At 43.1% G+C, this 14,383-nt stretch carries 14 protein-coding genes; 7 read left to right on the top strand and 7 right to left on the bottom strand.

Going from position 1 to position 14,383, the window contains the following annotated elements; genetic code table 11:
- Window positions 1–96 precede the first annotated feature (96 nt).
- The 5 genes from hpf to ACO067_RS13445 form a co-directional block, all read right to left on the bottom strand.
- Window positions 97–399 (bottom strand): ribosome hibernation-promoting factor, HPF/YfiA family, encoded by a 303-nt coding sequence (gene hpf / locus ACO067_RS13465; protein WP_421874873.1) that lies wholly within the window; start codon window positions 397–399, stop codon window positions 97–99.
- A gap of 28 nt (window positions 400–427) precedes the next feature.
- Window positions 428–1,303, bottom strand: coding sequence for a tyrosine-type recombinase/integrase (locus ACO067_RS13460; RefSeq protein WP_421874872.1), 876 nt, complete (start codon window positions 1,301–1,303; stop codon window positions 428–430).
- Between the two features lie 72 nt (window positions 1,304–1,375).
- On the bottom strand, window positions 1,376–1,570 hold the full coding sequence (gene rpsU / locus ACO067_RS13455; RefSeq protein WP_421874871.1) for a 30S ribosomal protein S21: 195 nt from the start codon (window positions 1,568–1,570) through the stop codon (window positions 1,376–1,378).
- Window positions 1,571–1,625: 55 nt separating this feature from the next.
- Window positions 1,626–2,792: an acyl-CoA dehydrogenase family protein gene (locus tag ACO067_RS13450; protein ID WP_421874870.1), complete on the bottom strand. Its 1,167-nt coding sequence runs from the start codon at window positions 2,790–2,792 to the stop codon at window positions 1,626–1,628.
- 168 nt (window positions 2,793–2,960) lie between these two features.
- On the bottom strand, window positions 2,961–3,734 hold the full coding sequence (locus tag ACO067_RS13445; protein ID WP_421874869.1) for a DUF547 domain-containing protein: 774 nt from the start codon (window positions 3,732–3,734) through the stop codon (window positions 2,961–2,963).
- Window positions 3,735–3,900: 166 nt separating this feature from the next.
- Between ACO067_RS13445 and ACO067_RS13440 the strand changes: the two genes are divergently transcribed.
- From ACO067_RS13440 to ACO067_RS13420, 5 genes are all read left to right on the top strand, one after another.
- Window positions 3,901–5,844 (top strand): cation:proton antiporter, encoded by a 1,944-nt coding sequence (locus ACO067_RS13440; RefSeq protein WP_421874868.1) that lies wholly within the window; start codon window positions 3,901–3,903, stop codon window positions 5,842–5,844.
- A 62-nt stretch (window positions 5,845–5,906) separates the two neighbouring features.
- A complete protein-coding gene (locus tag ACO067_RS13435) occupies window positions 5,907–6,047 on the top strand; it encodes a hypothetical protein (RefSeq protein WP_421874867.1) in 141 nt (46 codons plus the stop codon).
- Window positions 6,035–6,268: a type II toxin-antitoxin system RelE/ParE family toxin gene (locus ACO067_RS13430; RefSeq protein WP_421874866.1), complete on the top strand. Its 234-nt coding sequence runs from the start codon at window positions 6,035–6,037 to the stop codon at window positions 6,266–6,268. Before ACO067_RS13435 ends, ACO067_RS13430 begins: the two co-directional genes overlap by 13 nt.
- Window positions 6,269–6,358: 90 nt before the next feature.
- Entirely contained in the window at window positions 6,359–7,906 is a 1,548-nt protein-coding gene (locus tag ACO067_RS13425) for a glycine--tRNA ligase (protein ID WP_421874864.1), read from the top strand.
- Window positions 7,907–8,683: a zinc-dependent peptidase gene (locus ACO067_RS13420; protein ID WP_421874863.1), complete on the top strand. Its 777-nt coding sequence runs from the start codon at window positions 7,907–7,909 to the stop codon at window positions 8,681–8,683.
- A 1-nt stretch (window position 8,684) separates the two neighbouring features.
- Here the strand turns inward: ACO067_RS13420 and ACO067_RS13415 are convergent, their stop codons facing one another.
- The gene (locus ACO067_RS13415) at window positions 8,685–10,400 is read right to left on the bottom strand and encodes a methyl-accepting chemotaxis protein (RefSeq protein WP_421874862.1); all 1,716 of its coding nucleotides are present in this window, start codon (window positions 10,398–10,400) and stop codon (window positions 8,685–8,687) included.
- Between the two features lie 292 nt (window positions 10,401–10,692).
- Complete coding sequence (locus tag ACO067_RS13410) at window positions 10,693–12,336, bottom strand: hypothetical protein (protein ID WP_421874861.1); 1,644 nt, start codon at window positions 12,334–12,336, stop codon at window positions 10,693–10,695.
- A gap of 123 nt (window positions 12,337–12,459) precedes the next feature.
- Here ACO067_RS13410 and ACO067_RS13405 point away from each other — a divergent pair, with 123 nt between their 5' ends.
- Together ACO067_RS13405 and ACO067_RS13400 are read left to right on the top strand one after the other, a co-directional pair.
- The gene (locus tag ACO067_RS13405) at window positions 12,460–13,809 is read left to right on the top strand and encodes a deoxyguanosinetriphosphate triphosphohydrolase (RefSeq protein ID WP_421874860.1); all 1,350 of its coding nucleotides are present in this window, start codon (window positions 12,460–12,462) and stop codon (window positions 13,807–13,809) included.
- A gap of 54 nt (window positions 13,810–13,863) precedes the next feature.
- Window positions 13,864–14,289, top strand: a complete 426-nt coding sequence (locus tag ACO067_RS13400) for an endonuclease domain-containing protein (RefSeq protein ID WP_421874859.1) — start codon at window positions 13,864–13,866, stop codon at window positions 14,287–14,289.
- Window positions 14,290–14,383 lie beyond the last annotated feature (94 nt).

Below are 14,383 nucleotides of genomic sequence, written 5' to 3'. Positions count from 1 at the left end.
TTTTGGTCGATTTTTGGTTTCCCAATCACGTGAAACCGCAAAAAAACCCTGATTAGCTGGGCTAATCAGGGTTTCCTTTGACAAGTAGTGCTTATATTAATTATGTGCATAAAGCTTTTCTTTGTGCTTTTTTAGTTGTCTTCTTAAAGACTCCACGGCTTCATCTGCTGCAGCCTCAAAAGACTTGGATTTCTCCTTTGCAAAAAGTTGTCCTCCTGGAATGTTGAGTTTGATCTCCAGAAGTTTGTTCTCTCTATCATCATCCTTTTCTAGTCTCATGAAAACTTCTCCGTCGATAATTCTATCATAGAAGGTATCTAGCTTATCAGCTTTTCTTTGGATAAAATCGACCAGCTTGTGGTCAGCGTCGAAGTGGATAGAATGCATTTGTAATTTCATGATTCTTTTAATTTAAAGGTTTAACCATTTATGCTTTTGGATGGGCCTGATCGAAAACCGACTTCAGCTTCTCCATAGAATTGTGCGTGTAAACCTGGGTAGCTGCCAGGCTCGTATGACCAAGCAGATCCTTCACTGCGTTTAACTCCGCACCTTTGTTCAATAAGTGAGTTGCAAATGTGTGCCTCAATACGTGAGGGCTTTTTTTACTGATGGTAGTGACTTGCTCGAGGTATTTCTTAACTGTTCTGTAGACCATCATTGGGTATAACTTATCACCATTATCTGTTACCAGTAGGAACTCCGTTTTGCCGAATGTTTCGGCCCGCATTTCCCGATAACTTCTAAGTAGTTTAACGAGAAAATCGGACGTTGGTATAAGCCTTTCTTTATTTCTTTTTCCTAAAACTTTGATGGAACTCTGGTATTCGTTGATATCCAGATCTTTAAGATTGATTAATTCTGAAAGTCGCATGCCGGTGGCATAAAGGAGCTCCAGAATCAGGCGATCTCTCTGACCATAAAAGTCTTCGCTAAACTGCACCTGATCCAAAAGGGTGACCATTTCGTTCTCGCGAACAAACGATGGCAATCGCTTTTCCGATTTAAGTGGTTTTAGCCTACCTGTGGGGTTGGTGCTGATATACTCTCTGCCAAGAAGAAATTTGTAATACGATTTGAGCGTAGCAATCTTTCTATTGATGCTACCTGGAGCTATACCAGCTTCCATCAGCTCCACGATCCAACTTCTCAAATGGGGATGTTTCACCTCATGGGTGTCCTCCATTTCAAAAGTGTCTGCTAAAAAATGAGTGAATTGCTCTAAATCCTTTTCGTACGCGGTGAGCGTGTGCTCACTATATCGCTTTTCGTATCGAAGGTATTTTAGGAAGGAGTCAATCATAAGTCAGCATCTACCCTGAACAGGGTAAATACTAACTTACTAATTTCATATGATAATTCCCTAGAGTTGGGATTACTTATTTTCCTGCTCTTGCATGTGCTGACGATAGGCAGCCTTGATCACTTCAGTTCTTCTCTTTACAGATGGCTTAGTGAAATAAGTTCTGCCTCTCAATTCTCTAAGAACTCCGGTTTTCTCGAATTTCTTTTTGAATCTTTTGAGCGCCTTATCGATTGACTCGTTTTCTTTTACGTTTACTACAATCATGTTATTTCGTATTTGAGCCTGCAAAATTAATGGAAAATTTGTTCCTCCCAAACATTTATTTCAATACTTCTCGGGAAATCACCAATTTTTGAATCTCTGAAGTGCCTTCACCAATGGTACACAGTTTGGCATCTCGGTAATATTTCTCCGCCGGATAGTCTTTAGTATAGCCATATCCACCAAAAATCTGTACCGCCTCATTACTCAGCTCCACTGCAATCTCAGAAGAATAATACTTCGCCATGGCAGACTCTTTGGTCATGGGCTTACCCTGCATTTTTAAATCCGCAGCTTGATAGGTCAGCAATTTCGCTGCTTCCAGCTTAGTAGCCATATCGGCCAGTTTAAACGAAATACCCTGGAAAGAACTAATTGGTTTACCAAACTGTTCGCGCTCTTTGGAATACTGCACGGCCACATCGAATGCTCCCTGCGCAATACCACAACCTAAAGCCGCAATGGAAATACGTCCGCCATCCAGAACTTTTAAAGACTGCACAAAACCGTCACCTACTTCTCCAATCAGGTTTTCTTCTGGAATTCGACAGTTGTCGAAGATCATTTCTCCGGTTTCCGAGCAGCGCATTCCCAATTTATTTTCTTTTCTGCCTCCAGAAAAACCAGGAGTGCTACGCTCTACAATAAATGCTGAGGCATTACGTGATTTTCCGGGCTCTCCCGTACGAGCGATTACTACGGCTACATCTCCTGAAATACCATGGGTAATGAAGTTCTTTGCACCATTGATCACCCATTCATTGCCTTCTTTTACTGCCGTGGTTTTCATGTTGCCAGCGTCTGATCCGGTATTGGGCTCAGTCAATCCCCAGGCTCCGATCCACTCCGCAGTGGCTAGTTTGGGTAAGTACTTCGCTTTTTGGGACTCATTAGCATGCTGGAGGATGTGCCCGGTGCATAAACTATTATGTGCTGCCATGGACAGTCCTATGGAGCCATCCATTCTAGCCAACTCGATAATGGCTGTAACGTATTCGTGGTAACCGAATCCAGATCCACCGTACTCTTGGGGGACTAAAACGCCCATCAATCCAAGCTCTCCTAATTTTTTGAATACATGAACGGGGAATTCCTGGGATTCATCCCAATCCATCTTGTGTGGTTCGATCTCATGCTTACCGAACTCCCGGATCATATCAGCGATCATCCGCTGATTCTCCGCCCGCTGTGATGTCTGCGGACTCTCAGTCATTGTTTCAATCATTTGTATTTGGGGTAATGTTGTTCTACAAAACTAACAATCTAACGGGAGTCAAAGCCCATCGTTTGCCTTATTTCCACTGACATGATTATCCGTCAGATGTACGTTATTGCTTGAAGTACATTTGGTTAACTGATTTCCTACACTTGATGTTTGTTCCCCTCCTTATGACTATTGTTCGTTTAGAGTCCAGATGTACTCTTTGTAAGAAATCTCCGTTTGCTCAGTCATTTGCACGTCGGCATATTGATTGATGAAGTCTTTGATGGGCATTACTTTTTTGAAATCACCACCATACCAATCAAAAATTTTGGAGAGTCTGGCTTCTTTTTTAGTGATGTCGTTTCTTATATCTGTGTTGATAAATCTTTTGGCCTGATCATCTAGCTGGGATTCTAACTTGTCAGCCGTATAAGCCTCGCCTCTGAGCACCGGACAAGAATAAGACGCACAGTTTACTGCAAAGTGAATACGTGGTTCTGTCCATTTTTTCCTCAAGATGCCGTGCTCTACGTTGTTGAGATCATAGGCCTCTCCACCGATTTCGATGAACTTGATATCCCATGGAGTGTTTACAAATGGTATTTGAATGGTGCTACCGATATCCTTGATACTTTCAAGCGGATAGTGTTTCAGAATCAGTTCGATGGTAAACGCATTGTAGACATTGATCCAATAGGCGATTTCTTCTTCACGTGACCAGTCAGATCCCGGGGAGGTACTCTGAAGTAAATCGAGGTATTGCTGTAGTTTTGACCGCTCAGCCTGGAAGCCCTTATAGTCTACAAACCCCTGCTCATTCACATATTTCTTCAGCAAAGAATCAAAGATCTCATGAGAGACTGGCTTACCCCCTTCGGAGTTAGATGCCACGGTATTGCAGCTAAGAAGTAAAACAACTACTAGACCAGCCACATATTTCATGTACTTATTGGTTATTTTCATAGATTCAAAAGAGTTTCTCTAGAGGTTTTTAGTAGTTAATTCTTAAGATTAGATCAAAAACCTAGTGCCTCATTTCACAAAACAGTTTAATTTTTGGATTCATTAAGATAACGGGCAATTAAAATGCCTGTTGTTAAAACCAACTATTTCAGCTAAAACAGTCAGCTTGGTAACATTTCTATCTACATACAAAGAACTCATTGGCTTGCTGGCGGGATTTCTGATTATAGCCCTGGCATCCAATCAAATCGCCAAGTCGTTTCAGAAAATACGATTACCACTGATCACTGGATTGATCTTTACAGGAATTATTTCTGGCCCTCACCTGATTGGACTAATTCCTGCATCAGCGAAAGACCACCTTCAGTTCATCAATGAAATAGCCCTGGCCTTTATAGCTTTTGCTGCAGGTGCCGAGCTATATCTACGGGAGTTGAGAAGTCGGTTCAAGAGCATCAAATGGAACACGTTTGGACAGCTGGTCATCACCTTTGTATTCGGATCTATAGCCGTATACTTCTGTGCAAGCTACATTCCCTACATGGCGGAGATGAGCACGCCAGCTAAAATTAGCATTTCTACTATTACAGCTGCCATATTCGTAGCTCGCTCACCAGCATCTGCTATTGCTGTGATCAACGAACTCCGAGCGAAGGGGCCGTTTGTTCAGACCGTGATGGGAGTGACTGTGGTTAAGGATTTTTTGGTGATTATCCTGTTCTCTATTTGCCTGGCGCTGGGTGAATCCATGATCAGTGGTGATGAGTTCAATGCGATAAGTATAGTGATCATTATTGTAGAGCTGATCTTGTCTTTCCTTTTGGGGATCTTCTTTTTTGGTCAGTTGCTCAAGTTGGTGCTCTCTTTCAAGATCATTCGTCCAGGCAAGACTGTATTGGTTTTGTTTGTAGGCTTTAGCAGCTACCTGTTGTCCCATGCGCTAAAGGAAATAACGCTGATCGCCTTTGCTCACAGCCTCCACTTGGAGCCTTTGCTGATGTCGATTCTGGCGAGCTTTTATGTCACCAATTACACAAAATACCGACCAGAGTTTCTGAACATTCTGGAAAAAACCGGCACTCCCATATACATAGCCTTTTTCACCCTAACAGGTGCGACATTAGCAGTCAATGTCATCGGTTCGGTCATCGGCGTGGCGTTGATTCTTTTTGCCATTCGGATCATCACGATGATTATAGGTGCCTATGCTGGCGGAATCATGGCTGGTGACCCGATGAAACAAAATCATCTGGGATGGATGCCTTATGTCACCCAGGCTGGTGTAGGTCTTGGATTAGCAACTGTGATCGCTGATGAGTTTCCAAGCTGGGGCGATGAATTTGCCACAGTGATCATTGCCGTCATTGTGCTCAATCAATTCATTGGACCCCCGTTATTCAAATGGGCCATTTATAAGTTGGGTGAAGATCGGAGCAAAGCCCAAACTCCTGAATTTGACGGAATCAGAGATGCCATCATTTTTGGTTTTGAGAGCCAATCGGTAGCCCTAGCGAAGCAGCTAATAGAAAATGGATGGGAAGTACAAATTGCTACCAAGCTGCCTGAGGGCAGTATCGACGAACCAAAAGGTATCAAAATGACCTATGGAATCAAAGATTTCAGCAAAGAGGAGTTTGACTCGATGCATGCCGATAAGACGGAAGCTATAGTCACCATGCTCTCGGATGAAGAAAATTTACTCATCTGTGAGACCGCTTATCATCACTTCGGCACACGTGATGTGATAGTCAGGCTCAATCACCGGTTCAATTATGACAAATTTCTGGCACTGGATGCCAAGGTGGTAGATCCTTCCACTGCGATGGTGAGTTTACTGGATCACTTCGTGAGATCACCGCAGGCTACTTCTCTCTTGCTGGGCATGGAAAAAGGTCAGGATTCTCGAGATATCGAAATTCTCAACCCGGATATCCATGGACTTACGCTACGAGATTTACGTCTACCCGGCGATGTGATCATTCTATCTATTATTCGTGGTGGGCAGAGTATTATCACTCATGGGTACACACGGCTGAGGCTGAAGGATATCGTCACGGTGGTTGGCTCCATCAAAAGCCTGAATGAAGTGCAGTTAAAGTTTGATAATTGATTTGACTAAATTTGAAAGTATGAAAAAGGGTCAGGTAATAGAAACATTGAATCAACTTCCAAATGAGTTTTCTACCAGAAGAATTAATCGACAAACTGCTTTTCATTGATAAGGTGGAGAAGGGGTTAAATGATGTGGAAGAGGGGAAATCGATGCCTCTACAACAAGCGAAAGACTTATTCAAGTCCAAATGGTCGAAATAAGATTTGCAGAGTCCGCATGGGATGATCTTGACTCCATTACAGACTACATCGCACAAGATTCAGTAAGATATGTACAAGAGTTTGGCAACAATGTGTTCGAAGCAATAGATAGATTGCATGATTTTCCAAGATCTGGCAGAATTGTCCCAGAGTTCAAAAACGAGGATTTACGAGAAGTCATATTTGGCAAATACAGATGTTTACAGAATTTACACAGATGAGTTATAAATAATTCTGAGAATCATTCATGGTTCGAAACTCATCAATTAAAAAAATGGTCAAAAGATGCTCAAAATTTTATCTTTGCGGCTATGGCAAATTCTGGCGACAATATCACACTTAAAAATATAGCCTCACATTGCAAGGAGTACGGTTTTATCTATCCTTCCAGTGAGATTTACGATGGTCTGGGAGCAACCTACGATTACGGTCCCTATGGCTCTGAGTTGAAAAACAATATCAAAGAATACTGGTGGAAAGCAATGGTTCGTCTCAATGAAAACATTGTGGGAATCGACGCGGCGATCTTCATGCACCCGACTACCTGGAAAGCATCAGGACACGTAGATGCTTTCAATGATCCATTGATTGACAATAAAGACTCTAAGAAGCGTTACCGCGCAGACGTATTGATTGAAGATGCCATCGCCAAAGTTCAAGGCAAGATCGATAAGGAGGTCACCAAAGCAGAAAAGCGGTTTGGAGATTCTTTCGATAAAGAGCAGTTTGTTTCCACCAACGATCGGGTGCTTAAATATCAGGGGCAGATCGAGGAGATTGAAAACCGGATGAAAACTGCTATAGAAGCAGGCGACCTGGCAGCTTTGAAGCAACTGATCGTAGACCTGGACATAGCAGATCCGGTATCTGGCTCCAGAAACTGGACTGATGTGCGTCAGTTCAACCTGATGTTCAGCACCGAATTAGGTTCTGTGGCGGATGAATCAGGAAAAATCTACTTGCGGCCAGAAACTGCTCAGGGAATTTTTGTGAATTACCTGAATGTGCAAAAAACCAGCCGTATGCGTCTCCCATTTGGTATCGCCCAGATTGGTAAGGCATTCCGTAATGAGATCATCGCACGTCAGTTCATCTTCCGTATGCGAGAATTCGAACAAATGGAGATGCAATTCTTTATCAAACCGGGCACAGAAATGGAATGGTACGAAACCTGGAAAGAAAAGCGCATCAAATGGCACAAAGCCCTTGGATTGGGTGAAGAAAATTACCGTTTTCATGATCACCTCAACCTGGCTCATTACGCGAATGCTGCTTGCGATATAGAATTCAATTTCCCGATGGGTTTCAAAGAACTGGAAGGAATTCATTCCCGAACGGACTTTGACCTGAGCGCACATGAAAAACACTCCGGCAAGAAGCTTCAGTTCTTTGACAATGACCTGAATGAGAGCTACGTACCTTATGTACTGGAAACCTCTATCGGACTGGACAGAATGTTTCTAGCCGTGATGTCCTCTTCTTATACAGAGGAGCAACTGGAAGACGGAAGTGAGCGTACTGTACTCAAAATACCACCAGCACTAGCTCCCGTAAAAGTAGCTGTACTTCCTTTGCTGAATAAAGATGGGCTACCTGAAAAAGCGGAAGAGATCATGAAGGAAATCAAGCTAGACTTCAATGCCCAGTACGACGCAAAAGATGCAATCGGTAAGCGCTACAGAAGACAAGATGCCATTGGTACTCCATATTGTGTGACTGTGGATCACCAAACACTGGAAGACAACACGGTGACGATTCGGGAGCGGGATAGCATGGAGCAGCAACGCGTTTCTATCCCAGAGCTCATCAAAACCCTGGACGAAAAGGTCAACATCAAGACTTTGCTAAAGCAGTTGTAAGTGGTTTGGTTTCTTCTGATTGTAGCCACAGTTTTTGGAGTAGTGATTTATCGGTCACATACCTTCCAACAATATTTGGCGTCAGAAGGAATTCGTCCTCCGCTTACGAAAAGCGAGTTGTATTCGCTGCAAAAGCATTTTGCCTACTATCGATCATTACCACCTCGATCTCAACGCATTTTTGCCTACCGGGTAAAGCGCTTCCAAAGGTTAACCGAATTTGTCCCCAGACAAATGTCTGAAGTATCTTCAGAAATGGAGGTACTCATTTCGGCATGTGCTGTTCAGATAGCCTTTGGATTTGACGATGTGTTCCTGGCACATTTCGAACGGATCATTGTTTATCCTGATCAGTTTTGGAGTAATGCTGATCAGCGCTATCACAAGGGAGAGGTCAATCCAGCAATGGGTGTGATCGTGATCTCCTGGAAACACTTTGTGGAAGGATATGCCGAGGATGAAGGCCTCAACCTGGGTCTTCACGAAATGGCTCACGCACTCCAGTTGGAAAACATCATCATGAACGATGAGTTTGGCTTTATGGAAGATGGACCAATTAAGATATGGCAGGAATTGGCCATCCGGGAGATGGAAGAAATTCGCTCGGGTCGCTCTTCCTTTTTTAGAGAATATGCCTCCACCAACCACGCCGAATTCTTCGCAGTGGCTGTTGAGAATTTCTTCGAGCGCCCCAAAGAATTCTCCACACATAACTATGCGCTCTACCGTACCCTGGCAGAACTACTCAAGCAAGATCCTTTGCTATTACGCAGATAGGTTATTCCTGCTCAATGAGTTTCTCCAGCTCTTCAGCTTGCTCCAGCAAATCTCTACTTGTTTGCTCCACCACTTCCATAGACACTTTCACATCAGAAGATGAGGTAGCTAATTGCTCAGATCCAGTGGCCGTTTCTTCTGAAACTACCACTATTCGCTCTACTGCCTCCACGATCTTGTTGATCGAAGTGTTTTGAAATTCAGCTGACTCTTCGATGGCCTGTGACTTCTCTAGTGTATTGGTTGTGCTTTTTTCCAATCGCTCAAAGGCCTCCTCAGCTTGATGGGATATTTCCTCACCGGCCTTGACGCTTACACTCATGGTCCGAATGGCTTCATCCGCCTTTTTCACTTCCGATTGCGTGTCGGTAATGACTTTTCGTATTTCATCCACTCTTAATCTGGAGTTTTCTGCTAGCTTCCTGATTTCCTCTGCCACCACAGCGAAGCTTTTACCGGCAGCTCCTGCTCTGGCCGCCTGGATTCCGGCATTTAATGACAGCATGTTAGTCTCTGAGGCAATTTCTGTAATAACACTGAGAGTTCCTGCTATCTCGTGTGACTTCTGGATCATCTGCGCAATAGACTCTGTGACAATATCACTATTGCCCGAAATGCCGTGCATGCTTTCTACGAGTGATTGCAGCTTTATTTTCCCATTCTTAGCCTCTGACACACCCGACTCTGCCGCCTCTTTGATCTCACGTGTCCGGTCTGCTGTATCCGTAGAGGTTTCGCGAAGGTTTATCAGAAACTGTGAAATCTCCTCTAATTGCAGACGTTGATCCTGACTACCTTCTGCAATCTGCTCGATAGCAGAAGACATCTCGGCAACAGACGAATTCATAGCCACGGAACGACCGCTGAGGTCTTTGGAGGAGTGGGTCACTGTGCCGCTGAGTAGCTTTACCTGCTCCATCAGCTGAGATAATTTCTGCCGGCTTTTTACTGCTTCAGTAATATCTGATGCTATTTTGATCACCTTTACCACCTCACCAGTTCTACCTTTTACTGGGGTGTAAGAGGCATAAATGTATTTTTCATCTCCAGCCTTGGTCAATCTTTTGAAGGAGTCCGTAGAAACCTGACCAGCAGCCAGATTTTTCCAAAAACTTGAATATTCCTCACTGCGCGCATAGTCCACGTCACAAAACATCCGGTGATGTTTGCCAAGAATTTCATGCTCTTCGTATCCGAATGTGTTTAAAAAATTATCGTTCGCACCTAAAATGACTCCTTCAGTAGTAAATTCGATCATGCTCCAACCAGTATCTACTGCATTTTTGACCCAGGTCGCCTGATTTCTTGTTCGGACCATTTCAGTAATGTTTGAAGCGATCTTAATCACCTTCACCACCTGACCTTCTATGTTGACCACAGGCGTGTACGAAGCATTGAGCCAAATCACAGCACCATCTTTGGCTACTCGCGGGAATTCATCCGATAGGGACTGACCTGCAGCCAGATTTTTCCAAAAATCCTGATACTCTTTGGACTGGACATGCTGCTTGTCACAAAACATCCGATGATGTTTACCGATGATTTCTTCATTGGTATAACCCATCGTTTGCAAAAAAATAGTATTGGCACCTAAAATCTTGCCATCTGGCTCAAACTCTATGTGGGCCCACGCCTTGTCTATGGCATCTTTTAAATAGTCTTGTTGTGTTCTTTGACTTGCTACTCGATCTTTAAATCTACTGAGTGAACTAAACATAAAAAATGGCTGGTATTAATGAACTTCGAATTTACCAGATCCTCTTTTCCTGTCTTTAGGTGAATTACCTAACCTCCTACTATACAGGGATAAACATCGCATCAATGGGTACGTAGGTCGTGTGAGCAATCGATCAATTTGATGCGATGTTTTTCTCAAAAAAATATCACTACAAGGTGTTTAACCTAAATCCAAATTCGTTTAACAAGATGAACGGGACTTGGTAACTCTCGTCCAAATCACTATGTAGAGAGTTCAGATCCCATCCATCATGTAGCTGTAGCTTACTACCTCAATAAGCCAATACTTTTACATCAACTATACGACCTTCTTCCGTAGCATTCCAGTCATTGACCAAAACCGCTTGACCCTCCTTGTCTGAGAAGGTTTTCTCAACCGAATCAATCTCCTCAACCATCTCTTTACTCAAATCCAGGACCAACATTTTGCGCTTGGCACTATCATGTAGGTAGACCCTGGAGTCGGAAACAAATGCAAGCTCCATAGACGCTGGTTTTTCAGATTTTTCTTCCGGTCGTCTTTTTGAGTAATAGCCTACCCACTTGCCTGTCGGATCAAAAACCAAAAAGATTCTGCTTAGGTGGTATCGATGGATTTTTACTTCCCCAAAAGCTTGACCTTCGGCGGGTGGCAAAGTTTCTTTTTCTTCCTCATAGGTCTCCCCAGCAATCAAGGTACTGCCATCAGGCAGACTTGTGGTCAAATAAGGCGCAAAACCTCTGCTAATGAATAGTCTCAAGGCTGGGTCTGAGTCTCCCTTGAGCATATCTACCATTTGCTGATAGTTGTATTTAGTGGTCTCTACAAAACCATTTTGATCGAATTTGATAACTACATGTGCAGAGTTGTCCTTACCGAGTAAGCGGCCAAACACATAGAATTGATCACCCTGTCTAAACGAAGTGTAGAATTGGATGAACTGCTTATCCACTCCCAGACTAAATTCAGTCTGATACTTCACCGAACCGGACCCATCCAGTAAAACAGCATAGTGTCTGGTCAGGTCCTGATCATTTTTCTTCTTGCCTAGTTGAGCTCGTCCGTAGATGAGTATAGCACCTTCGGTGAATGTTTGGCCCTCTCCAAATCCCCCAACAAACTTCAAATCCTTAGGCTGCTCCAGCTCTATTGACGTGCTGTTTAAAACGTCTCCGTTTGCATCTATTAGATAGATCTGTTTATTGAAATAAGGACTCAATCGATCCCCCAGTTGAGCTTTCAATGGAAAGAGAATCTGTTCTCTTTCACTGTCAAAGAAATACTCTTCAGAACCATATTCTTTGCTAGTGGCTTTTTCAAAACTGACAGTCTGCCAGCCCTGCTTTTCAGCTTTGTAATTACCTGACCAACTATTGTATTTGTGCTCGGTTATCTGCTTTTTCAAATTGCCACCATATGACGGTGCTAGTTCTACTGTCTGATAATCTTCCTTTTCAACAGGAAACGCTTCAGGAAATTCAGTTCGTAAGTCAGTTAGTTGAGTAGTCTCGTCACTATCGATCCATTTCTGCAAGGATTCATAGTCATTGATTACATATGAAGCATCAGCAGGTATCTCATCAAAAACTCCGGATAGATGAATGGGCCTTTCCACTTTGTCTGTTACGGTCCCCTGAGCATCCAAAGTCAGTACTGTAAGAATCGGCTGTGAAACCTCCTCTCCCCGAATCCCCACACCTTGTATAAATTCAAGTTTCTTTCCTCCTTCAGACTCTTTCTTCTCGTTTAGCCAGCCCCTTTCCCAGTTGACGCCATAAAGGGTTACCTGATTATTATCTTCCTGGTATCTCACATGACTGATAGTGTAATCATTGTAGTCTTCACCAAGTGTTTTTTTGAGTTGGAATAGCGTTTGCTGAGCCTCGATTCGGGAAAGGATAAAAAATAGCAAAACAACAAGTTGTGTTCTTTTCATTGTTACTAATGGTTAGGTTCAAAAATTTTAAAACTAAAGAATTTAAATGATACCGCTGATTTGATACTTTTTACCCCAGATTAATCTGAGGGGGTTAACTTGCGGACAAATTCGCTGAATAGAATGAACTGGATACAATTACTTTCACCTAAGCGATTCGGAGATAAGAGTGAGGCAGTAGTGGCCAATGACAGCCGGAGTAGATTTGAGCAAGACTATGATCGCCTGATTTTTTCCCATCCCTTCAGAAAACTTCAAGATAAGACTCAGGTGTTTCCACTTCCGGAAGATGATTTTGTACACACCCGTCTGACGCACAGTCTGGAAGTATCCAGCGTGGGTCGCTCCCTTGGAAAAGCAGTTGGCGAACACTTGCTGAAAAAGTATCCACAACTCGCTGAAGCAGGTTATACTTTTCATGATTTTGGGGGAATCGTAGCAGCAGCCAGTCTCGCCCATGATTTAGGCAATCCACCATTCGGACACTCTGGAGAAACGGCTATTTCGTCTTTTTTTACAGATAATCCTAAGGGCCAGGAATTTCAAAAACTAGTGGATCAGAAAGAGTGGTCAGACCTGATCAGTTTTGAAGGAAATGCTCAAGGCTTTCGGATCTTAAATGATGACGACAATGGAGGTTTGAGACTTACATTTGCCGCTCTGGGAGCATTTACCAAATATCCAAAGTCCTCACATGCTCCCAGGGATAAGAACCGAAAGTCACAAAAGAAATATGGTTATTACCGAAGTAATCTGGAGCAATTTTCTGAATTAGCACAGACCATGGGTCTAAAGCAACTAGGTGATGAATCGTGGGCCAGACACCCGCTCACTTTTTTGGTAGAGGCTGCTGATGATATCTGCTACAACATCATAGACCTGGAGGATGGATGCCGCCTGGGATTGGTTCCTTATGAGCAAACAAGGGATCTGATGGCAGCTATCATTGGAGAAAACTATGATGAGCAAAAACTGGAGCGATCCGATGATGTCAACCAGAAACTAGGGCTTTTACGAGCATTGGCTATTTCTCAGCTCATTCAGCAGTGTGTTACCCTTTTTCTAGAGCAGGATGAAGCGATTCTGACCGGGGAGTTTGACGGAGCTTTGACCGAACATATTCCGGCAGGTGAAGCTCTCAATAAAATCGCTTCTTTGTCCATTGAAAAAATCTACCGCTCCAAACAAGTGCTGGAACGTGAAGCCGGAGGTTTTGAGGTGATTGGTAAGCTGATGGAATCATTTTGCATGGCTTCTTACACAAAGTACTATGATGAAGACGCCCATACACCACGTATGAAATCGGTTTTCAGGCTGCTACCGCAAGCCATCCAAAGCAAGCTGAGAAAGCAAAAAACCGTCTATGAACTACTGTTGGTCAACACAGATTTCATTTCCAGTCTCACAGACTCGTATGCGATCAAATTGTACAAGACAATCTATGGGTTTTCCTTGCCAACGAGTAAGGTTTGAAATCTAAATTTCAGTATTGGTTTCCCCCTCTGGAGGGTGAGAAAGGGGGAGGAAATGAAAGCGAATAAATCCAATAACTTCGGTTACAACAAAAGACTTAAGCTATTTGCTCAGGAGAATCGGAAGCAAATGACCAAAGCAAAAGCTTGCCTTTGGAAATATGTCCTTCGTGCTGGTAAGATTCTTGGATTCACGTTTAGACGTCAAAGGCCTGTGTTAAACTACATTGCTGATTTCATGTGTAAGGAGCTTATGTTAATAATCGAGGCTGATGGAATTACACATTCCTTTGAATCCTTGGCCAGAAATGATAAGATCAGACAACAAAAATTAGAAGATGCTGGATTCAAAGTGATAAGATTTTCAGATGAGCAGGTGTTAGAAAACATTGATCATGTCTATGAAACTGTATTTCAAGTAGCGACAAGCATTGTTGAATCCAAAAATTTGGATTTACCTAAAAGAAGAAATAAACCCTAACAATACCTACCATCTTAATCTAGGACAATTCACACCTCCACCTAACCCCCTCCAAAGGGGGGATATAATCACGAACTAACAGAAATACACCTAA

Source organism: Marinoscillum sp. (assembly GCF_965229915.1).
In the GTDB taxonomy this organism is placed as follows: domain Bacteria; phylum Bacteroidota; class Bacteroidia; order Cytophagales; family Cyclobacteriaceae; genus Marinoscillum.
The sequence above is the reverse complement of the archived record's forward strand: the minus strand, read 5'-3'. Positions and strand labels throughout refer to the sequence as shown.